The 16515-nt window shown below is 62.2% G+C and carries 24 protein-coding genes and 1 tRNA gene; 9 read left to right on the top strand and 16 right to left on the bottom strand.

The features are described 5' to 3' along the window. Window positions 1-14 precede the first annotated feature (14 nt). From BJ6T_RS26005 to BJ6T_RS25970, 8 genes are all read right to left on the bottom strand, one after another. Window positions 15-1055, bottom strand: a complete 1041-nt coding sequence (locus BJ6T_RS26005; RefSeq protein ID WP_014495490.1) for a PrsW family glutamic-type intramembrane protease — start codon at window positions 1053-1055, stop codon at window positions 15-17. A gap of 577 nt (window positions 1056-1632) precedes the next feature. Beyond that, window positions 1633-1890, bottom strand: a complete 258-nt coding sequence (locus tag BJ6T_RS26000; protein WP_014495489.1) for a hypothetical protein — start codon at window positions 1888-1890, stop codon at window positions 1633-1635. 122 nt (window positions 1891-2012) lie between these two features. Continuing rightward, a complete protein-coding gene (locus BJ6T_RS25995; protein WP_014495488.1) occupies window positions 2013-3020 on the bottom strand; it encodes an acyl-CoA desaturase in 1008 nt (335 codons plus the stop codon). A gap of 122 nt (window positions 3021-3142) precedes the next feature. Further along, window positions 3143-3769 (bottom strand): pilus assembly protein PilZ, encoded by a 627-nt coding sequence (locus BJ6T_RS25990; protein ID WP_014495487.1) that lies wholly within the window; start codon window positions 3767-3769, stop codon window positions 3143-3145. Window positions 3770-3910: 141 nt separating this feature from the next. Continuing rightward, window positions 3911-4114: a hypothetical protein gene (locus tag BJ6T_RS48570; protein WP_225894882.1), complete on the bottom strand. Its 204-nt coding sequence runs from the start codon at window positions 4112-4114 to the stop codon at window positions 3911-3913. Window positions 4115-4168: 54 nt separating this feature from the next. Continuing rightward, a complete protein-coding gene (locus tag BJ6T_RS48565; RefSeq protein ID WP_225894883.1) occupies window positions 4169-4564 on the bottom strand; it encodes a hypothetical protein in 396 nt (131 codons plus the stop codon). Between the two features lie 1217 nt (window positions 4565-5781). Then, window positions 5782-6012, bottom strand: coding sequence for a hypothetical protein (locus BJ6T_RS25980; protein ID WP_014495484.1), 231 nt, complete (start codon window positions 6010-6012; stop codon window positions 5782-5784). A gap of 686 nt (window positions 6013-6698) precedes the next feature. Next, a tRNA-Glu gene (locus BJ6T_RS25970) sits at window positions 6699-6773 on the bottom strand. A gap of 225 nt (window positions 6774-6998) precedes the next feature. On the opposite strand from BJ6T_RS25970, the gene BJ6T_RS25965 reads away from it, so the two are divergent. The 3 genes from BJ6T_RS25965 to BJ6T_RS45935 are packed head-to-tail and all read left to right on the top strand — an operon-like array spanning window position 6999 to window position 7728. Further along, the gene (locus BJ6T_RS25965) at window positions 6999-7253 is read left to right on the top strand and encodes a PilZ domain-containing protein (RefSeq protein ID WP_014495482.1); all 255 of its coding nucleotides are present in this window, start codon (window positions 6999-7001) and stop codon (window positions 7251-7253) included. A 56-nt stretch (window positions 7254-7309) separates the two neighbouring features. Further along, window positions 7310-7555 carry a hypothetical protein gene (locus BJ6T_RS25960; RefSeq protein WP_014495481.1) on the top strand — a complete coding sequence of 82 codons (246 nt, stop codon included), beginning with the start codon at window positions 7310-7312 and terminating at the stop codon, window positions 7553-7555. A gap of 5 nt (window positions 7556-7560) precedes the next feature. Continuing rightward, complete coding sequence (locus BJ6T_RS45935) at window positions 7561-7728, top strand: hypothetical protein (protein ID WP_014495480.1); 168 nt, start codon at window positions 7561-7563, stop codon at window positions 7726-7728. A gap of 185 nt (window positions 7729-7913) precedes the next feature. Here BJ6T_RS45935 and BJ6T_RS25955 read toward each other — a convergent pair whose 3' ends face one another. Together BJ6T_RS25955 and BJ6T_RS25950 are read right to left on the bottom strand one after the other, a co-directional pair. After that, the gene (locus tag BJ6T_RS25955; RefSeq protein ID WP_028169542.1) at window positions 7914-8552 is read right to left on the bottom strand and encodes a glutathione S-transferase family protein; all 639 of its coding nucleotides are present in this window, start codon (window positions 8550-8552) and stop codon (window positions 7914-7916) included. Window positions 8553-8907: 355 nt separating this feature from the next. Continuing rightward, on the bottom strand, window positions 8908-9360 hold the full coding sequence (locus BJ6T_RS25950) for a VOC family protein (RefSeq protein WP_014495478.1): 453 nt from the start codon (window positions 9358-9360) through the stop codon (window positions 8908-8910). A 327-nt stretch (window positions 9361-9687) separates the two neighbouring features. Between BJ6T_RS25950 and BJ6T_RS25945 the strand changes: the two genes are divergently transcribed. Continuing rightward, on the top strand, window positions 9688-9891 hold the full coding sequence (locus BJ6T_RS25945) for a hypothetical protein (protein WP_141378507.1): 204 nt from the start codon (window positions 9688-9690) through the stop codon (window positions 9889-9891). Between the two features lie 470 nt (window positions 9892-10361). On the opposite strand, the gene BJ6T_RS25940 is transcribed toward BJ6T_RS25945, so the two are convergent. Beyond that, complete coding sequence (locus BJ6T_RS25940; RefSeq protein ID WP_014495476.1) at window positions 10362-10562, bottom strand: DUF6494 family protein; 201 nt, start codon at window positions 10560-10562, stop codon at window positions 10362-10364. 185 nt (window positions 10563-10747) lie between these two features. Between BJ6T_RS25940 and BJ6T_RS25935 the strand changes: the two genes are divergently transcribed. After that, window positions 10748-11530, top strand: a complete 783-nt coding sequence (locus tag BJ6T_RS25935; RefSeq protein WP_028169541.1) for a sulfite exporter TauE/SafE family protein — start codon at window positions 10748-10750, stop codon at window positions 11528-11530. An 814-nt stretch (window positions 11531-12344) separates the two neighbouring features. Here the strand turns inward: BJ6T_RS25935 and BJ6T_RS25930 are convergent. After that, window positions 12345-12749 carry a carboxymuconolactone decarboxylase family protein gene (locus BJ6T_RS25930; RefSeq protein ID WP_014495474.1) on the bottom strand — a complete coding sequence of 135 codons (405 nt, stop codon included), beginning with the start codon at window positions 12747-12749 and terminating at the stop codon, window positions 12345-12347. Window positions 12750-12763: 14 nt separating this feature from the next. Further along, window positions 12764-13039, bottom strand: a complete 276-nt coding sequence (locus BJ6T_RS48560) for a hypothetical protein (RefSeq protein ID WP_225894884.1) — start codon at window positions 13037-13039, stop codon at window positions 12764-12766. Window positions 13040-13222: 183 nt separating this feature from the next. Here BJ6T_RS48560 and BJ6T_RS25925 point away from each other — a divergent pair, with 183 nt between their 5' ends. Both BJ6T_RS25925 and BJ6T_RS25920 read left to right on the top strand, forming a co-directional pair. Continuing rightward, window positions 13223-13423, top strand: coding sequence for a hypothetical protein (locus BJ6T_RS25925; RefSeq protein WP_014495471.1), 201 nt, complete (start codon window positions 13223-13225; stop codon window positions 13421-13423). Beyond that, the gene (locus BJ6T_RS25920) at window positions 13423-13701 is read left to right on the top strand and encodes a hypothetical protein (RefSeq protein WP_014495470.1); all 279 of its coding nucleotides are present in this window, start codon (window positions 13423-13425) and stop codon (window positions 13699-13701) included. Before BJ6T_RS25925 ends, BJ6T_RS25920 begins: the two co-directional genes overlap by 1 nt. Window positions 13702-14167: 466 nt before the next feature. Here BJ6T_RS25920 and BJ6T_RS47440 read toward each other — a convergent pair whose 3' ends face one another. The 3 genes from BJ6T_RS47440 to BJ6T_RS25905 all read right to left on the bottom strand — a co-directional run bounded on the left by BJ6T_RS47440 (window position 14168) and on the right by BJ6T_RS25905 (window position 15397). After that, complete coding sequence (locus BJ6T_RS47440; protein ID WP_014495468.1) at window positions 14168-14344, bottom strand: hypothetical protein; 177 nt, start codon at window positions 14342-14344, stop codon at window positions 14168-14170. A gap of 92 nt (window positions 14345-14436) precedes the next feature. Beyond that, a complete protein-coding gene (locus BJ6T_RS25910; RefSeq protein ID WP_014495467.1) occupies window positions 14437-14739 on the bottom strand; it encodes a hypothetical protein in 303 nt (100 codons plus the stop codon). Between the two features lie 163 nt (window positions 14740-14902). After that, window positions 14903-15397 (bottom strand): hypothetical protein, encoded by a 495-nt coding sequence (locus tag BJ6T_RS25905; protein WP_014495466.1) that lies wholly within the window; start codon window positions 15395-15397, stop codon window positions 14903-14905. A 352-nt stretch (window positions 15398-15749) separates the two neighbouring features. Between BJ6T_RS25905 and BJ6T_RS25900 the strand changes: the two genes are divergently transcribed. Both BJ6T_RS25900 and BJ6T_RS43915 read left to right on the top strand, forming a co-directional pair. Beyond that, window positions 15750-16046, top strand: coding sequence for an HU family DNA-binding protein (locus BJ6T_RS25900; RefSeq protein WP_007591377.1), 297 nt, complete (start codon window positions 15750-15752; stop codon window positions 16044-16046). A 118-nt stretch (window positions 16047-16164) separates the two neighbouring features. Next, window positions 16165-16341: a DUF2934 domain-containing protein gene (locus tag BJ6T_RS43915; protein ID WP_014495465.1), complete on the top strand. Its 177-nt coding sequence runs from the start codon at window positions 16165-16167 to the stop codon at window positions 16339-16341. The last annotated feature ends 174 nt before the right edge of the window (window positions 16342-16515 follow it).

The raw sequence follows: 16515 nt of genomic DNA, 5'->3' as shown, positions 1-16515 counted from the left end.
TGCCATCCCGTGGCTCAACCGCCGCCGTGCGCTGACGAAAAACCTTCGCCGCTGGTGCGAACGCGGTTGCGGCCGAGAATGTAGATCGCGATCGTGACGATCAGGAGCGCGAGACCGAGCAGGATCGAGACGAAGCCGATCGGGATCAGGGCCAGCGTCAGATTGCGCTCGGGGTTGATCAGCCAGTGATGGATCGAGGTCAGCACGAAGGCGAGGCCGAGAAAGCCGACGCCGCCGCCGGCGAGCAGCAGCGCCCACATCCGGCGCAGCTGGCTGAGCCGCTCCCGCGCGATATCGGTCCGCGGCGCGTGATGGCGCGCGACCCGCCGCACCAGGCGGATGGCGAAGGCAATCGAGCTGAAGCCGATCAGCAGGCTCGCTCCGCCGAGCCACATCCGCAGTGTCGGATCGAGATCGGGCATCCGCTGCAAGGTCAGCAGCGGGAAGTCGAAGGCCGAATGCAGCGCGACCGGGCCTGCGAAGATCAGCAGGCGGCTGGAGAGGCGGGCCCAGTCGCGATGGTGGCGGTTGGCACCCAGCGCCGTGCCGGCGCGCGCGATGGTCAGGTAGGCGCCGGCGATGATGCCGAGCGCGCCGTGGAACGGCACGGTCAGCACGCTGCGCAGGGCGGCCAGCGAGCGCCACATCTCGGCGTGCTGAACGAGGTAGGCGAGGTTCTCGTAGGCGGCGAAGCCGAGGCCGACCGCGGCGCCATAGACCACGGTGTCCATCGGATTGGCGAAGGTCCGCCGCTTGGTCGAGGAGACCAGCACGATGGCGATCACCTTGACCGCTTCCTCGGGCAGTGCGACCCCGAAGACCGAATGCATGGCGAGCGCGGCCCAGGGATTGTCAGGGGCTGCAACCATCTTGGCGAAGGGCGCACGGGCAAGGCCCAGCAGCGAAATGCTGGCCGCGCCGAGCAGGAACGCAGTCCAGACCTGGGCCGGCGGTCCCGGACGCTCCTCGGCGGCAATGACGAGCCACAGCATCAGCAGCGCCGGGGCGATGGCGGCAGTTCCGATGACAGTGGGCAAAGCTTCAATCAGGTACATCGGCGCCGAAAATAGGTTCCCTTGATCTGCTTATCTACGTCTACCGATGCGACCATGTGTCATGCATTTGCTGTCGCGTCACTTAACAGGCGCGACAGCCGGCGTTCATCGGGATCGGCACCGAACGTGTAGAAGACGAGCGCAATCAACTACATGACAGAATCAATTCGTCATCGATGGCAGCGGTCCGCGCTCGTCGCCGGATCGCGATTGGCAAGTCAGATCAAGGCACTGTGCAGGTTTCTTCGATTCACGATGCACGTGACTGAGCGGCGAGTCCAGAGGCAGCGTGGCTGCCGCCTTGACAACGCTGGACCGGGCCAACCGGCCTAGTCACGCTTCGTTGTGCGCCCGCGGGGCGGCGCAGCGACCCGGCGTGCCCGCACCTGCTCCAGCTCCCAGAAGGCGCGTACGAGGCACGTGCCAAGGCAGAAGACGATGAGCAGCAGCAGGAAGGCCTGGTCGACGGCGGGGATGTGCATCATGACGTTGATTAAGCAACGTGCATGCCATGCGTTCCCTCAGTCGCCTGCGCCGCGCAGCTCGCACGGCGATTTGGGCCGGCGTTTCCCGCGCTTCAATGCGTGGTGAACGGCGGAGGTGCGTCCGGCGCGATGTCGAAGGCGCCGAGATGGAATTCCTGGCCGACGGCCATGTCCGGTTCGGCGTGGTCCGCGAGCAGCGTGAAGGCGGCTTGCGGATATTGCTTCCAGATATCGAGGTCGCCGGCTGTGATCGTCAGCCAGCCGAACGTGTACATGTAGCGTCCGGGCTCGGTGACCCGGCCAACCCTGTCCCAGGTGATCTTATCAAGCCTGATCTTGTTGACTGCCATTCGGTCCCCCGATCGCAAGTCTGCAAATGAGGTCCGGCACGAGGCACGGACCCTCAAAAGCTGATCCCGCAATGGGGCCGCGATAGGGCAGCGGAGCGGAGGAATGGCCGCCGCCTGCCGCCTTAGCGCGCCGTCGTGGCTGCCTGCGCCTCCGCTTCGGACGCCAGCTCGAGCTGACGGTGCGAGGCGTGGAAGACGTCGTGGACGAGGCCGATCTTCTCCATGCCCAGAATGATCAGGCCGTTGAGATCGATCTCCCACCAGGCATGCGAGATATAGGCGTCCCTCGGGAAGCGGTGATGGTTGTTGTGCAGACCCTCGCCAAAGGTGAGGATCGTGGTCACGAACTCGTTGGTCGAGGCGTCCTCGACCTCGAAGCGGCGATAGCCGTAGGCGTGGCAGACCGAGCCGGTGAGCTGGCTGGTGAGGATCAGCAGGTAGCAGCGGAGCAGGCCGGAGAACAGCACGCAGCCGATCATGGTGTGCACGCCGCCGAAGGTGTAGCCGATTACGGCGGGAATGAAGACGCCGGACATCCCGTACCAGACCCAGCGCGTGCGCACGAAGAACATCGCGATCGGATCGGCGAGGATGTCCTTGGCGTAGTATTCGTTGTCGGTGGTCGCCTGGTCGAACACCCAGCTGCCCTGGGCGTGCAAAAAGCCCTTGAGTGCGCTGACATAGCGATTGCCGAAGCCGTCGAATTGCGGGCTGTGGGGATCGCCGACGTCGTCGGCATAGAGATGATGGCGGCGGTGGTTGGCGACCCATTTCGCGATCGAGCCCTGCACCGCCATCTGGGCGATGGCGCAGAAGAAGACGCGCATGATCGGGCCGGTGCGGAAGCTGCGATGGACGAACAGGCGGTGCATGCCGGCGCCGATGCCGAACGTCGTCAGCGCGAACATCCAGGCAAAGGTAAACAGCTCCACCTTGCCGACGCCTTGCGTGATGGCCCAGATGATGCCCGCGACAGCGCCGACGTAGAGAATGCCGAGGAGGAGATAGCTTTCGCGCAACTTGGCCTGGACGAGCGGGCCTTCAGTGATGACGCCGGGCGGGAGCTGCGGCTTTGCGGCGGCAGGCGCGTTTTGGGCGGTTTCTGCCGGGGCGAACTCAGCAATGGACATTCCGGGACTTCCAATAAGTCGGGGCCCGCAGTGATTGCGGACGTGCTGGGTCACACCCTAACGCGCGGGGATCGACACCTCCAGCATTTAGTTAAAATTGAGTTAAAATCGATCGGGCCGATTCAGGCCGATTGCAGCATGGGCGTACGGACGACCAGGCGGACGAGGTCGTCCCGCTGCTGCTTCTCGGCGAACTTGACCGCAAAGCCGTTGTCGAATTTGCGAACGACGCGCCCGACGCAGGCGCCGACCGCAAGCGCGGTTCCGATCGCCGGGTCGTATTCGCAGGAGATCGCGACGCCGGCCGTGGAGACGTCGATGATGAAGCAGGCATGGGTGCTGCCGTCGGCGAGCGTCAGAAAGGTGTGCGAGACCTGGGGAACGAAGCGCGCGTCAATGCGCAGGTCCTGAATGCTGGCGTCCTTCTGCTTCTTCTCCAGCCAGGTCAGCTTTTCCGACATCCAGGCGCGCCGCTCCCGCGTCATGTCGAGTTCCATCAGGAAGCCCGCCTTCAACGTCGCGCTGATGGTGCACTGGAATTCGCCAAAGTCCTGGAAATAGGAGGTCACGCGCTCGCCGACCTTGCCGACAACAGGCACGTCGACGATCATGCGGAACGGGGAGACACGCTTGGTGCGGCAGGCGAAGGTGCGCAGCTGGCCCTCACAATCGTACCAGCGCGGCAGCGAGTAGCTGCCGCTCACGCTGACGTCCACTGCACGCTGCCTGAGGAACTCTGAGACGGACATGAACGCCAATCGTGTTTCGGATTGTTTCCGTAGAATCACGGTAGCGGGCAACGTCTAAGCAAACGATACGCCGATCAAATAGCAGGGGTAAATTTCCGGTAAACGGCCCGGCCGTCTCACGACATCGTCATTGCGTGCCCCTCAGAGAGATCCGAGCAGCAGCAGCAAGGCGAGCAGGCCAAGGGCCATGAGGAGCCTGATCGCCGTCGCGGTCCGGCTGTCCGGCCTGATCTGAAATCCGAACCACGGCAATGCGTGCCGCATCGCCAGCCCCGCCGACGCTTCGACGGTCGCGAACACGACGGCGATGCCGGCAATGGCGGACCAGGATGCGGCCGGTGGCATCCATGCCGCAAGCCAGGCAGGGACGGAGGCCTGCAAGGATGCGAGCAGCGCGAACTACCCGAACAGGGATGCGAAGCCCTTGATGAGGTCGGGACCGACCGTATCCGGCTCGAGCCGGATGCCGATCGTTCCAAGCGCGTGTTCGATGCGCTCGCCGTCGGAGAGGAAGAGGAAGGCGCCGAGATAGAGCGGAACGCGCGACTGGAAGAACAGGGCGATGATGCCGAACAAAACCAAGTAGCCGAAGGCATCGCCGAGAATGTCGATGCCACTCGTGCGCGGCGGCGCCGGCGCGGCCTGGGGCCGCGGAAGCGATCGGGCGCGTGCCATGTGCTCGAGCATTCTGGCGCGCCGCTCCGGCGCGTAGGGCGCGGGACGGTGCATCCAGGACGGCGGTGCCGGCGAGGCGGCGCCGGTCTGGCGGTCCGAGGGGGATTTATGCAGCACCATGGCCTGTACCAGTTCCAACGGGACATTGGTCGCCGGTCAGGGGCGGGGAGGTTCATGGAGTGGTGGCGGATTTCGCCGTATCACCCGATGGCTCGGATGATGACGCTTCCTAGCGGAATCGAACCGCTCTCTCCACCGTGACAGAGATGGGATGACGTCCATGGTCGTTTATCCCCGTCTAAAAATGCGTGCTGCTTCGGCTTCCTCGTCGAGCTTACGCATCCGCTCCTGGTGGTAGGCCCTGGCGGCCGCTCGGTTTTCTGCCTTGGTCATTGCGCCATCGAAGCCTGGCGCCGGCGAGAGTCAAAATTATCGATCCCTTGGGCCGCGGAACGAACGCGGGCTACTGCGCATCGTGGGTGTGGAAAAGCAAAGGCCCGCCGGCTCAGGATGGCGGGCTCCAGCCTTGTTGCATGCGCTAATCATTCGTGAATTGCCCACCCCTGACGCCGTAGAAATACTGATCCAGCTATGATGGCGGTGGCGTTGATTACCGGCTGTATCAGCGTTTTGGCTCTAGGCGCCACATTCGCGGTGATCATCTATTTCGATGCTAGAGCGGATCGCAGGCGCCAACAGTAAGGCCGCGCCGGAAGTTGATTGCCTGATGAACAGGATCACTCAAACGTGGGGCCGGACGGGGATGTCCCTTGTTGTCGTCTCTCTCGTCACTGCCTGCTCCAGCTCAGAACATGCCGCTCCGAAGTCAGTTGCTCGATCTGGCGCGCCCTGGGCCCGAGACCTCAATGAGCCGCCCCCAAATCGAGAGCCCGCGAGTGCCGCAGCTGCACAGACAAAGGCAGACCTGAACGCTGCGCGCCAGAAGGCGGCTACCGGGCGGTAGGGGGCTTTCGCGCTGAGTCGTCCGCAAGCTTACCTGTGCTGGCAGAACTTCACGAGCGGCGGGGCTTTGGTCCCGCGCCTAGATCAGCGGCGAATGGTTGTTCCTATATTGAAGGGCTGACGGATCCGCAGGGCTCATGGGTTAGGAGCACGTGCCCGTGCCAACATTCATGGTGCGTTTGGGCGAAGCCAATCAAGGCCAGGATAATCAAAGCCACTGCGACGCATCCGGCTACAACGTTCTGCATCATGGCTGCCACTCCAGGTAAACTGTGACTGGCTTACTCGGCCAGGCACCGGCGAGCAGGCCTTCGAAGTCCGCGCTGGCGCCCGGTCACCGAGTGATCACCGCGGACGGTGACCGGGCGGACAAGCTATCTGGCGAAACCGGAGTCTAGAAGCTTCAGAGTCGAAATCGGCCACTTGCCGTCGTGGCCACCGATCGAGATCCGGAGCCCGTGCACCTCGTCAAGGAAGACGTGATCAACCGTCCCCGCCTTACCGTCGGTCAGGATAACACCCCTGCCGATTAGCTCCGCCTCGGCAGCATGAAGTTCTCGAAGGATGTTCGTCGCTCGTTTGGTCCAGTCATCGGACATGGTCATGCCCTACGCGGCTGGCGGATTAGTGAAGATCAGTCAGAGCGGCAGATGCATTGAGGCCATCGCCGCTTCGCGCGAGTCAGTGCCGCCAACCGTCCTTGTCGAGCTCGACCCTGAAACCTTCCGGCAGCCGCGGCGTCTCGCCTTCGGTCACGACTTGCAGCGCGGGTTACTTCGGTGGGCGCAAATCGCCTTGAAGCCAGCGGCCATTGGAATGCATGGGATCTTCATGCGTTGCGAATGTCGTAAGTGCGTGGTTGCAGACAGCGCAGCGAAACTTGTGCAAGTCCACGCTTAGGCTTTTTGGCTCGATGCTGACGAGCATCATCTGGGCCTTGCACCTCGGACAGGCCGGGCGCGCAAATGGAGCCGGCGGAATGGGCCGCGCCAATCTGGCGGCCCACCGTTGTTCGAACTTTCTTTCGAGGTCCGCAGGGATCGTGCTCATGATCCGAACTCCGGGGTTCGCGATCCTGCCCCGGTGCTAACGCCTCAACGCTCACCGCGCCCTAAAGGTCCAAACAGCACCAGAGGAACCATCGCGTCCGATCGTCATCGTCCGTCCAATCCGAGCAAAGCGCTCCATCTCGCGCAGCTCCGCGACCCGGCGCTGTGAACGAGTCCATACCCGCATATTGGACAGGTGTTGGACACGGCGGCGGAGGAGGGCGGCAAGTGATTGATTTTGTTGGCGCTCCCTAGCGGAATCGAACCGCTCTCTCCACCGTGAAAGGGTGGCGTCCTAACCGATAGACGAAGGGAGCAAACACAAGGCCCCGCCGCTTTTCGCGACACGGCCGCCGGCCACCCGAGTCGAGCCCGCCGGCTGCAGCGGGCGAACGTATAGTGGCCTTTGGCGCCGTGGGCAAGCCGTTCGGGAACGGTCTTTTGGCACCGGTGGATAGCGTCCGTCCCCGTTACATTCGCGGGCGATTTCAACGGTTTCTTAGGGGCCCTGAGCTAGCGCTGGAACCGGAGAAATTTTGTTCATGCCCCAGCCCAAGAAGCGCGCAGCCCGCAAATCGCTGTCGCGGCACGCCTGGATCACGCTCGATGGCGGATTCGCGGCGCGGCATTGCCTGGTCGAGGACATCTCGGATACCGGCGCCAAGATCATGCTGGACGAGGACGCGAGCCAGCTTCCGGGCGTGATCCGGTTGGCGTTCGCGCGTGACGCCCGCACCGGGCGGAGCTGCCAGGTGGTCTGGCGCCGCGGCAACTCGGCGGGCGTCAAATTCATCTGATCCCGGGCGAGGCGACCCGGATGGCGCGTGGCGCCGGTCCGGGCTAGAACGGCTGCATGCGCGCGCCGCTCCTCATCCTCATCTCCTTGCTGGCCACCTCCGCGGCCGCGGCCGAGGACCTGCGCCTTCCGCCCGCCGAGCGGCCGCAGGCCGGCAAGGCCCTGCCGCTGAAGGGGACTGGCGGCACGGCCAAGGCCGGCTCCTGCGCCTCCTACGGCCGGCGCTTCGTCATGGTCGAGGGCACCGGGACCTGTGTGAAGATCGGCGGCTCGATCAGCGTCGAGACCACGGTCAGGCGCTGAAGCCGATGCCGCCGGATCTCATGCGGCCCGACATCATCGTCCCCTTCGTGATGTATTGCGCGCTGCTGTTGTGGGTCGGCCGCGGCCTGAGCTGGACGGCCAAGCTCGCCACCGCGGCCGTGACGCTGGTGCTGATCATCTGCGTGCTGCTGGTCGAGCGCGGCTGGCGCTAGGCGTCTTGTTTGGACGCGTTTTCTTCACGCGAACCGGTATCCACTTCGCTTGAAAACGCTTTCAAAACAAAAACGCGAAAACAACCCCATGCACCGTAGCCGTCAAGTCCCGGCGCGCCGCCCGATCCGTGCGCCGTGACGACGATTTATCGCGCGCTCAGCGTAGCTTAGGCCGCGCCGCCGGCTCACGACATCGGCGGTGCGACGAACTGGGCAAATCCGCCACGTTTGCCGAGCTCGGCGAGCCAGCGGGTCAGATGCGGCTGGGCCGGGCGGGTGATGCCCTCGACCCCGAGCCAGCGCCGCGCATAGGCGCCGACCGCGATGTCGGCCAGCGTGAACTGGTCGCCGTCCATGAAGCGGCGCGACGAGAGCAGGCGGTCGGCGATCGCCCAGACCTCGGCGGCGGCATCGGCGTCCCGCTGCACCTTGATCATGTCGCGCTCGGCGGGGGCGGTGCGCACGATGCCCCAGAACACGGGGCGGTCGACCGGCTGCACCATCGACAGCGTCCAGTCGAGCCAGCGGTCGACGCTGGTGCGCAGCTTCGGTGCTTCCGGATAGAGCGGCGTGCCGCGGCCATGCGCGAGGCAGAGATAGCGCATGATGGAGTTCGATTCCCACAGCACGAAATCGTCCTCGACCAGCGTCGGGATCCGCGCATTGGGATTCATCGCGAGATACTCGGCCTCGCGGGTTTTGCCGAACGCCATGCCGGCGTCGATGCGCTCATAGGGCAGGTCGAGCTCGGCGAGGCACCACAGCACCTTCTGCACGTTGACCGAGTTGGCGCGGCCCCAGATCGTTCGCTTGGTGTCCGGCATGAAGTCCTCCCGCATTTCGCTTTGGCGCGCGTGATAGCGGAATTCTTCAGGCGGAGCGACGGCGATTGCGGCGCGCCCCTCATGCAAAAAGCTCCGCCGTCGGCGAAGCTTTCATTGCAAGTCGAACCTGGCAAGTTGAACCTGTTGAGTCGAACTTGGCAAATCGAACTTAAAGAATCGAACCTGGCAGATCGAGCCCGATGATCAGTGGCCGAAGAACAACCACAACAGAATGATCACCGGGATCGGCACGCCAAGCATCCACAGCAACAGTCCTCGTCCCATTGCGTCCTCCTCCAATCGTCATGTCGGAGGGACAACACGGGTCGCGCAGGCTGGTTCCTGCGGCGCGGGCCTACCAGTGGCCGGTATTCGGCATCGACGACCAGGGCTCGGCCGGCGCCTTCGGCTCGCCCTTCTGCAGCAGCTCGATCGAGTGCAGATCCGGCGAGCGGACGAAGGCCATGTTGCCGTCGCGCGGCGGCCGGTTGATGGTGACGCCAGCCTTCATCAGCTGCGCGCAGGTGGCGTAGATGTCGTCGACCTCATAGGCGAGATGGCCGAAGAAGCGGTCCTCGCCGTATTTCTCTTCGTCCCAATTGTAGGTGAGCTCGACCAGCGGCGCGCCGCGCGTTTGCGGCTGCTTCTTCAGCGCCTCGAGATCGTCCGCCGAGCACAGGAAGACGAGTGTGAAGCGCCCCTTGTCGTTCTCGATCCGCCGCACCTCCTTCAAGCCCAGCGCATCCTGGTAAAACTTCAGCGCGACATCGAGATTGCGCACGCGCAGCATGGTGTGAAGGTATCGCATAGGTGGAGCTCCCTTGAACGGGTGGGTTTTGATTTGGGCCGGGACGGCGGGAGTAGGAGATAGCAGGAAAGTGGGAGGAGGGGCAGGGGGCGTGCGTCCTTCCGACGGCTCTTTCCGGCTATCTCCTTGCGAGTGGGGCGGGGCTCCTGATGCGCGATGTCAGCGTCTTCGGTGCCTTGCAGTTTGGTGTTGTCGGCGCCATTCCTGCCGCCATGTGTTCGGAGTTGGCGGGTGAAAGGAAGGTGGGGTGAAAATTCGCCGACGGCGTCAGATGAACCAGCAGGACGGACGGCGCGACCCATGCACGGCTTCACAAGGTTTTCTGTCATGAGCTGGAAGAAGAAATACGCGATCGGTTGCCTGACAGCCATGTTCGTTTTCACGGCCATGAATTCCTACGATCGCCCCAACAGGGACGTCCCCTTTGGCGCCGTGATCGTCATGGCGGCGGTATGGCCGATTACGGTGACGCTGATTTTGGGCGGTACCGTCGGTGAAATGGTTCGCGACGGCGTGCCCAGCGAGAACTGAGCAAGCTCTCAAATTGCAGTGCGCTTAACTCAAACGGCAGTTAGACGAGTTTAGTGCACTGTCACCGGAATTACGGCGAAGACACGCGTTGGGCTCTATCGTCATAGTGGCGGGTTTTTGGCCAATCGTGACCGCCGTCATCGTTGGCAGCTCTGTTGGCGAGGTTGCGCACAAGATCAATCAAGGGAAGCCAGGATGATTGAGCAAGCCTGGCTTCGCTGAGAACCGATACTTCGACCAGTCGGCAATTTCGGTGACAGTGCTGGACTGCACTGGACTGCACCCCTGAAGTGAGACACGGCAATTGCGGTGACAGTTGAGTGCACTGTCAACGCAATTAAAGATTTCGTGTTTAGGGCGTGTACTCATAAAGGAGGGCACGTCGGCTATTAGGGCTGAAATTCTTTGCTCAATCAGAGTATTGCTGGTTTTTACCCTGAACGGACGTTGGGTCGCAGCGTGTGCCCTCGTCAGAGTGTGACTGTTTCCTCGACAACATGTTTCAGCGGCGTCCCCTCAGCGGACAAGGTCATTCGCAGTTTGAGCGCGCCACCTTTCACCGCCCCGCTACGCACTAGGTTCTCGATTTCGCGCTGCGATGTAACTCCGACGTGCTTCAGAAACTTACGGATAGCCATATTGAAGCGGTCTTCATCGAATTCGGCGGTCATGGCTTTTCTCCCGGATCGGCTGGGCAAAGTCTAACACATTGGCGATCCCGTGTTTACAGCACCCCAAGTCCCGGATTAAGGTCTCTTAGCCCCACGCCCTGCCGTAAGCAGGTGTGAAGCCCCCGCCACGACGGATCACGGGCAAGTATGTTCAGCGCACGCTCGCGCCTTTCCGTCGTGTTCTCATGCGAAGCAACCCCGCCGCCTTCGGCACCGGCGCAGCCATTGGCACCTTAGGCGGCCTTATAGGTCTTGGTGGTGCAGAGTTTCGTCTGTCACTGCTTATCAACCTGTTCAAGTTTCGCGGCCTCGAAGCCGTTATCCTGAACAAGGCCACCAGCTTGATCGTAGTGGCAACCGCACTGCCGTTTCGGGCACGCGCTGTGCCGTTTTCCGAGATCGGCGCGCATTGGGCGATCATCTTGAACTTACTTGCAGGCAGCCTTTTGGGCGCCTATGTCGGCGCGGCTTGGGCGACGCAGCTCAAATCCGAAACGCTCTACAAGATCATTGCCGTTCTACTGCTCCTGATCGCTGGCGTGCTGCTGCTCGCGCACGACACCGCAGCAGGAAACGTACCCCCGCTGACGGGCGCTTTCTTGGTCGTGGCCGGCGCGGTCGCAGGTTTCTTTATTGGTGTCGTGGCGTCGCTACTAGGCGTTGCTGGGGGAGAGTTTCTAATCCCGACTCTGATCTTGTTGTTTGGTGCGGAAGTGAAGCTGGCGGGCAGCCTTTCGCTTGCGGTGAGCCTTCCGACGATGCTGGTAGGCTTCGCTCGCTACAGCCGCGATCAAAGCTTTTCAGTGCTGCGCGCCAATTGGCTGTTCATGCTTGCGATGGCGGCGGGATCAATGATCGGGACGTTCATCGGCGGCTTGCTCCTGGGCATCGTGCCGAATTCAATTTTGTTGCCGGGACTGGCTGCGATCTTGGTCATCTCAGCGGTCAACGTTTGGCGACACGAGTAAGCCGCCTCGCTTCGCGGCGTCGCTTGTCAGAATGTCGCCTGTTGGCCCTTCCCGAACCTCATGAAACGCCCGCTTCTGCGCCGCTCTTGGTGGCTAAGCGGGGACATCGCGGATTTATGAGTACGCGCTTTAGAGTTTCGCGATGTGAACTGGGCCGAGGAAGTTTGGGGTGTTCAATGGTCGCGGTACTGAGCGACTATGCAACGAGGATTTGGGATTTCGCTTTCGCTTTCTTCACTCAATTCTTCCTTTTAGCGACTGGCATAATCTTTCTATTAGATCAGCTCCTTAGTCGAAATGTTTGGCCGAAGGCCTTTTTGGATCGGCTCCATGAACTCTGGCCTGAAGACCGCCGCCATAGGACCTTCCGACGGTTAGTGATATCTGGCCTTGCGATCTGTGCGTTTCTAGCCTTCGATCGCGTGAATGAAGACTTCAGAAGGCAGACCGCGCAACCCAGGCCAACCGAAAACCGTGCCAGCATATCCTTCCGGATGGAAGTTGCTGGCTTCGACCATAAAGTGCTCAATCATTACAACGTGGCCCGATATCCCCTGGCATACACTCCTGAAGTGAGACACGGCAATTGCGGTGACAGCGCACTGTCACCCTAATCCGAAATTACGGTGACAGCCTTCATCTGACGTTCAGTGGAGGTCATCGGCCGGCCGCTCGGCGACGACCGCTTTCTGGCCCGTATCGAACGCCGGACCGGGCGCATCCTCAAGCCAGCCAAGCGCGGGCCCAAGCCATCTGCGCCAGACGACGAATGAGGTCAGCTAATGAAGTGCACTGTCACCGCAATTTCCGGTCGTCAATCCGGAAAGCGGGACAGCTTCGATCTGTCCGTCACCTGGATGCGGGTGGCGTTGATCACCATGGCGACCATGACGTAGTAGCCGTTGACCGCCGTGAGGTCGACGACGCCTCGCTCGCCGAAGCGATCTTTCATCCGCGCATAGGTTGCGTCGGAGACGCGCTTGTTGCGGTGGAGTTCGATTGAGAAGTCGTAACAGATCTCTTCATCCGCGCTCATTCCCGTTGGACGTCTCCCATCCGCGATGGCGTCGACGATCTCCTGCTTGATGCCGGCTTGCAGGGCCGCCGCCGCATGCGATCGCCACACGTAATCCTGCGACAACTCGCGCGCCGTGACGAGGATCGGGAGCTCGCTCAGCGCCGGGCCAAAGGCCGTCCCGCGGCGCAGATAGCCTCCCATCAAACGTATCGGCGTCAAAGGTCGGGGCTGTAGATTAGCTTCTCGAACGGACCGTAAGGAGGGCGTTTGAGGGCGGCCTCGAATTCGGCCGCGGCCTTCTTTTGCGCCTCGTCATAGCGTTCGGGCGGAATTGGCGGCAGGCGCGTTTGCTGGGCGCGAACAGGTGCTGCAACCAGCAGAGCGCCGAGGGCAACGATAATGAGTTTCATGGCGACCTTCCCCAAATTGGCTCCCCCTGCAACACGCGGCAAGCATGCTGCGAAGCCGAGCCGCGTCAGTACCGTCTTCAATATGGCCTCACGATGACAACCACAGGCGGCGAAGATGGCTCTCCCTCTACTTCTCCTCCGCCGCCGTCGCGGCCGCCGGGCCTTCGCCCATGATCAGCAGCACGGCGTCCTTGTCCTTGGCGCCGTCCCAAATGGTCCCCCCTCGGCAGTTGAACCCCGCCAGAGGTGGGGCGACTAAACGCCATGGCCGCATTCGTTGCAGACCTCCTGTTTGATCTCGTCGGAAGCCTTGTTGGCAACTGGCTGAAGCAGGCTGCGGTGGCGGTTTGTGCGTGGCTCGATACGAAGAGTCACGGCCGCGCTGCACGCCTTGTCGTGGGCGGCCTTCTCGGGCTCGCCGCCTATTTCCTCATTCCTGTCGTCGCCGGGCTGCTGGGGTTTTGATGCTCTCCGTGAAGGCGAACCTCATCATCGCATTGGCCATCGGGGCGCTCATCTCGGCGGTACTCCTCGCTATCGAGCCGCTGACCGACTTCGCTTATCTTTCGCTGGAGTGGCCCGGCATCACCGCGGCGTATTTTTTCTGGGGCGCGGTCGGAGGATCCAGCTTCGCAGGCATCGCCATATCCTGGGTCGTGAATGCACTCACCTACGCTCTCAGTGCTTTCGCCATTCTCAGCGTTCTCAGCGCTCTCAGGCTGCTGGCCAAGCCGAAGACTTGAGACGCGCCGCGACCTCCTGGAGCTTATGAAAGCTGATCCGGATAAAGGCGCAGCGGAGATCCACGCCATGGTGAGGGCGGCATGAAGCGCTGGCTTCAAAGGCTCGGAAAGATTGCGAGGGTTGCGGCGCTTTGCGGGACCGTCGCGTGGCTGGTGCTTTTGACTGTCTCACCCCAGCAGCCTGATGCCGCGCATTCTGAACGCTACGCGCACCGGCACGATGTCCGGTACGTGAGCCAGGAGATGGGGGCGACTCTGCGAATTCTGCTCGGCTCGAACTTTGCTCTGGTCCTGGTGGCGTTTGGATGTCACTTCGCGACCAGGGACATGCGAGACGGGACGTAACCGCAGCGTGTTCGTCGCTGTCGGACCATGCTTCGCATCGCCGGGAGTGCTGCGCCCGGAGCAGGTGCGCACATGAAAAACCGCCCCTGACATGGCCAGGGGCGGTTTTCGAAAAGTCGGTCTAGTGACCGGTGCCGGGCTTCGTCGTCTTCGGCGGCTTGCCGTCTTCGACGCGGCCTTCGTTCCTGAGGTCGCGACCCTCCTGAGCCTTCTTCTGGCTCTCGGGGGACTTGCCATGCTCGTACAACTCTTCCTTGACGTAGCCGGCGGCTTCCTTGGCTTTACCTTCGACGCTCATTGCAATCTCCTCATCTGGAGATGGGTCAATGTGCGGAAGAGGCGACCGTTCCTATTCGCCGGTCATCGTGAGGATGCCCTTGCCGTCGGCAACTACGCAGCGATCCGTCGTTCGACGGGCGCCGTCAGATATTTGAGCATCTGCGCATGCTCGAGATCGGGAACCGCGATCGCCGTGTGGCTGTAGACCGCATGGGTCCGCGAATTGGCGATCTTGTCCAGGATCTCTTTGCCCTTGATGACGTGGAGGCCCATGCCCTCCTGCGAGGGGAAGATCGCCAGCACCACGTCGTAAGCCGCGATGACGGCCTTGAGCGCTTCGGCCTTGTCCTCGGCGATGTCAACAAACACGCGAACATCAGCCGCGAGTTCACGCAGCTCGTCAAAATTCAGCACTGTGGGTTTACTCCAACGCAACGATACTGGCGGGGAGAGTGGATGGGTTAGGTTACCGAAGTCTCAACAAGGTGTGCCGGGCCGCAGCTTTCACGATGAGGTGACGCGTTGGCTGGGGATAACCGGGTTGCAGTGACGGTCCGCTCATTTCGGCGCAGCGCGCCTAGCGCTTGGCTTCCTCGTTGCGAAGCCTGTTATCCCAGGCCTCGTCTACGAGCTTCAAGGCGCTGCCATCGTAGCTCAGCTTGAGCCCACGGCCGACGATCCACGTCCATCCCTCGCGGGCGTCCCGGGTTGGCTGGGCGTTGAACTGGTCGGAGATCGATTTGACGGCCGCATCCTGCGGCCCCGGATTGTTCAACGCGGCATTGACGCGCCGGATGGGGTGGCTGGCGTCGACGTCGTCATTATAGACCGTGACCTTGGCGCCGTTGATTTCGCATTCGAGGATGTACGAACCTCGCCCCTGTCGGCAGCGATAGTGACGTTGCGTGACGAGCTTGTTGGTCTCCTCGAATGTCATCCCGGGCGAAAAGCCGAAGATGTCGGACTTCTTGACCTGTGCCAGAGACGCAGGCTTCAAAAACTCCGGCTGGATGGCGACCAGGGCGGCGACCGCAACGACGATCAGGCCGGCGATAACAATGGCAATCTTCATCAGCCCCTCACGAGAAACATCCGACCATATACCAGCCGGCGCGCTTCACCAGGCAACCAAAAGCGAAAGCCCCGCCTGGGGGAAGCGGGGCTCGCTGATGGGGGTGAAGCTTGGGGACTTCAATTAGTTAGACGCGCCAGCGGCAGAATGGTTCAAAGCCAACGCGGCAGCATGCCGCGACACTTTCACGGTAAGGGGTGGAACCCCCGCACAAGGCATGCTTGTGTTTTGGGCCTCAATGGGTTCTAAGCCCCGTGACTTCATGACCTCCGGCGTGAATCAGCATCGCACTTGCGTGGTTCAGCCGTGTCCTGAGCAGGATCTGCTCACCCGCACAAAAGGAAATTCAGACATGGCGAAGATGACGAAAACTCAATTGATTGATGCAATTGCCGAGGGCACGCAGCTGTCGAAGAACGACGTGAAGTCGGTCATCGAGTACATGGCGACGGTCGGCTACAAGGAGCTCAACGAGTCCGGCGAGTTCGTCATTCCCGGCTTCGTCAAGATGTCGGTTGTGAACAAGCCGGCGACCGAAGCCCGCATGGGTGTCAATCCCTTCACCAAGGAGCCGATGCAGTTCGCAGCGAAGCCGGCGAGCAAGTCGGTGAAGGCCTCGCCGCTGAAGGTGGCCAAGGACTCCGTCTAAGGGGCTCGCGACGTCGTCGCGGCGGCTTCCCGCCGCAACGATCGCCGGCTAGTGTGCAGGACACGGACAAGGAACTCTCGGGCGTCGTCAGGCTTTGCTTCCCAAAGGGAGACGTCACATGGCCAGTCTGAGCGAGGAACAGATCCGGGAACGTGCCTATCATCTCTGGCGGGAAGCCGGCGAGCCCGCGGGGAGGATGGACACTTTCTGGTATGAGGCCGAAAGGATGCTCCTCGCCGAGCGGGCCGCGCAAGGCGAAGTCCCGCCGGGGCTGAACGACAATTTGCCGGTCTGACGGTAACAAAGGCCGTACGGAAATTTGCCGCGCGCCGGAAACTTGTCCGGCGTTCGGCGGTTGGAGATGACGGCGACGGAATCTTGCGCGAAGCTGACAGTCGTCAAAGCAGCCACCCGGTGTAACGCCCGTGTGGCTGCTTTGTTTTTCGCTGCCGCGCTGTCCGAGCGCGCC

This window comes from Bradyrhizobium japonicum USDA 6, from assembly GCF_000284375.1.
In the GTDB taxonomy this organism is placed as follows: Bacteria; Pseudomonadota; Alphaproteobacteria; order Rhizobiales; family Xanthobacteraceae; genus Bradyrhizobium; species Bradyrhizobium japonicum.
The sequence above is the reverse complement of the archived record's forward strand: the minus strand, read 5'-3'. Positions and strand labels throughout refer to the sequence as shown.

What these genes read in the sequence shown, in the direction of transcription:
- BJ6T_RS26005 (WP_014495490.1), bottom strand. Translation starts at nt 1,055, where the DNA reads ATGTACCTGATTGAAGCTTTGCCCACTGTCATCGGAACTGCCGCCATC.
- BJ6T_RS26000 (WP_014495489.1), bottom strand. Translation starts at nt 1,890, where the DNA reads ATGGCAGTCAACAAGATCAGGCTTGATAAGATCACCTGGGACAGGGTT.
- BJ6T_RS25995 (WP_014495488.1), bottom strand. Translation starts at nt 3,020, where the DNA reads ATGTCCATTGCTGAGTTCGCCCCGGCAGAAACCGCCCAAAACGCGCCT.
- BJ6T_RS25990 (WP_014495487.1), bottom strand. Translation starts at nt 3,769, where the DNA reads ATGTCCGTCTCAGAGTTCCTCAGGCAGCGTGCAGTGGACGTCAGCGTG.
- BJ6T_RS48570 (WP_225894882.1), bottom strand. Translation starts at nt 4,114, where the DNA reads ATGCCACCGGCCGCATCCTGGTCCGCCATTGCCGGCATCGCCGTCGTG.
- BJ6T_RS48565 (WP_225894883.1), bottom strand. Translation starts at nt 4,564, where the DNA reads ATGGTGCTGCATAAATCCCCCTCGGACCGCCAGACCGGCGCCGCCTCG.
- BJ6T_RS25980 (WP_014495484.1), bottom strand. Translation starts at nt 6,012, where the DNA reads ATGACCATGTCCGATGACTGGACCAAACGAGCGACGAACATCCTTCGA.
- BJ6T_RS25965 (WP_014495482.1), top strand. Translation starts at nt 6,999, where the DNA reads ATGCCCCAGCCCAAGAAGCGCGCAGCCCGCAAATCGCTGTCGCGGCAC.
- BJ6T_RS25960 (WP_014495481.1), top strand. Translation starts at nt 7,310, where the DNA reads ATGCGCGCGCCGCTCCTCATCCTCATCTCCTTGCTGGCCACCTCCGCG.
- BJ6T_RS45935 (WP_014495480.1), top strand. Translation starts at nt 7,561, where the DNA reads ATGCCGCCGGATCTCATGCGGCCCGACATCATCGTCCCCTTCGTGATG.
- BJ6T_RS25955 (WP_028169542.1), bottom strand. Translation starts at nt 8,552, where the DNA reads ATGCCGGACACCAAGCGAACGATCTGGGGCCGCGCCAACTCGGTCAAC.
- BJ6T_RS25950 (WP_014495478.1), bottom strand. Translation starts at nt 9,360, where the DNA reads ATGCGATACCTTCACACCATGCTGCGCGTGCGCAATCTCGATGTCGCG.
- BJ6T_RS25945 (WP_141378507.1), top strand. Translation starts at nt 9,688, where the DNA reads ATGAGCTGGAAGAAGAAATACGCGATCGGTTGCCTGACAGCCATGTTC.
- BJ6T_RS25940 (WP_014495476.1), bottom strand. Translation starts at nt 10,562, where the DNA reads ATGACCGCCGAATTCGATGAAGACCGCTTCAATATGGCTATCCGTAAG.
- BJ6T_RS25935 (WP_028169541.1), top strand. Translation starts at nt 10,748, where the DNA reads ATGCGAAGCAACCCCGCCGCCTTCGGCACCGGCGCAGCCATTGGCACC.
- BJ6T_RS25930 (WP_014495474.1), bottom strand. Translation starts at nt 12,749, where the DNA reads ATGGGAGGCTATCTGCGCCGCGGGACGGCCTTTGGCCCGGCGCTGAGC.
- BJ6T_RS25925 (WP_014495471.1), top strand. Translation starts at nt 13,223, where the DNA reads ATGGCCGCATTCGTTGCAGACCTCCTGTTTGATCTCGTCGGAAGCCTT.
- BJ6T_RS25920 (WP_014495470.1), top strand. Translation starts at nt 13,423, where the DNA reads ATGCTCTCCGTGAAGGCGAACCTCATCATCGCATTGGCCATCGGGGCG.
- BJ6T_RS47440 (WP_014495468.1), bottom strand. Translation starts at nt 14,344, where the DNA reads ATGAGCGTCGAAGGTAAAGCCAAGGAAGCCGCCGGCTACGTCAAGGAA.
- BJ6T_RS25905 (WP_014495466.1), bottom strand. Translation starts at nt 15,397, where the DNA reads ATGAAGATTGCCATTGTTATCGCCGGCCTGATCGTCGTTGCGGTCGCC.
- BJ6T_RS25900 (WP_007591377.1), top strand. Translation starts at nt 15,750, where the DNA reads ATGGCGAAGATGACGAAAACTCAATTGATTGATGCAATTGCCGAGGGC.
- BJ6T_RS43915 (WP_014495465.1), top strand. Translation starts at nt 16,165, where the DNA reads ATGGCCAGTCTGAGCGAGGAACAGATCCGGGAACGTGCCTATCATCTC.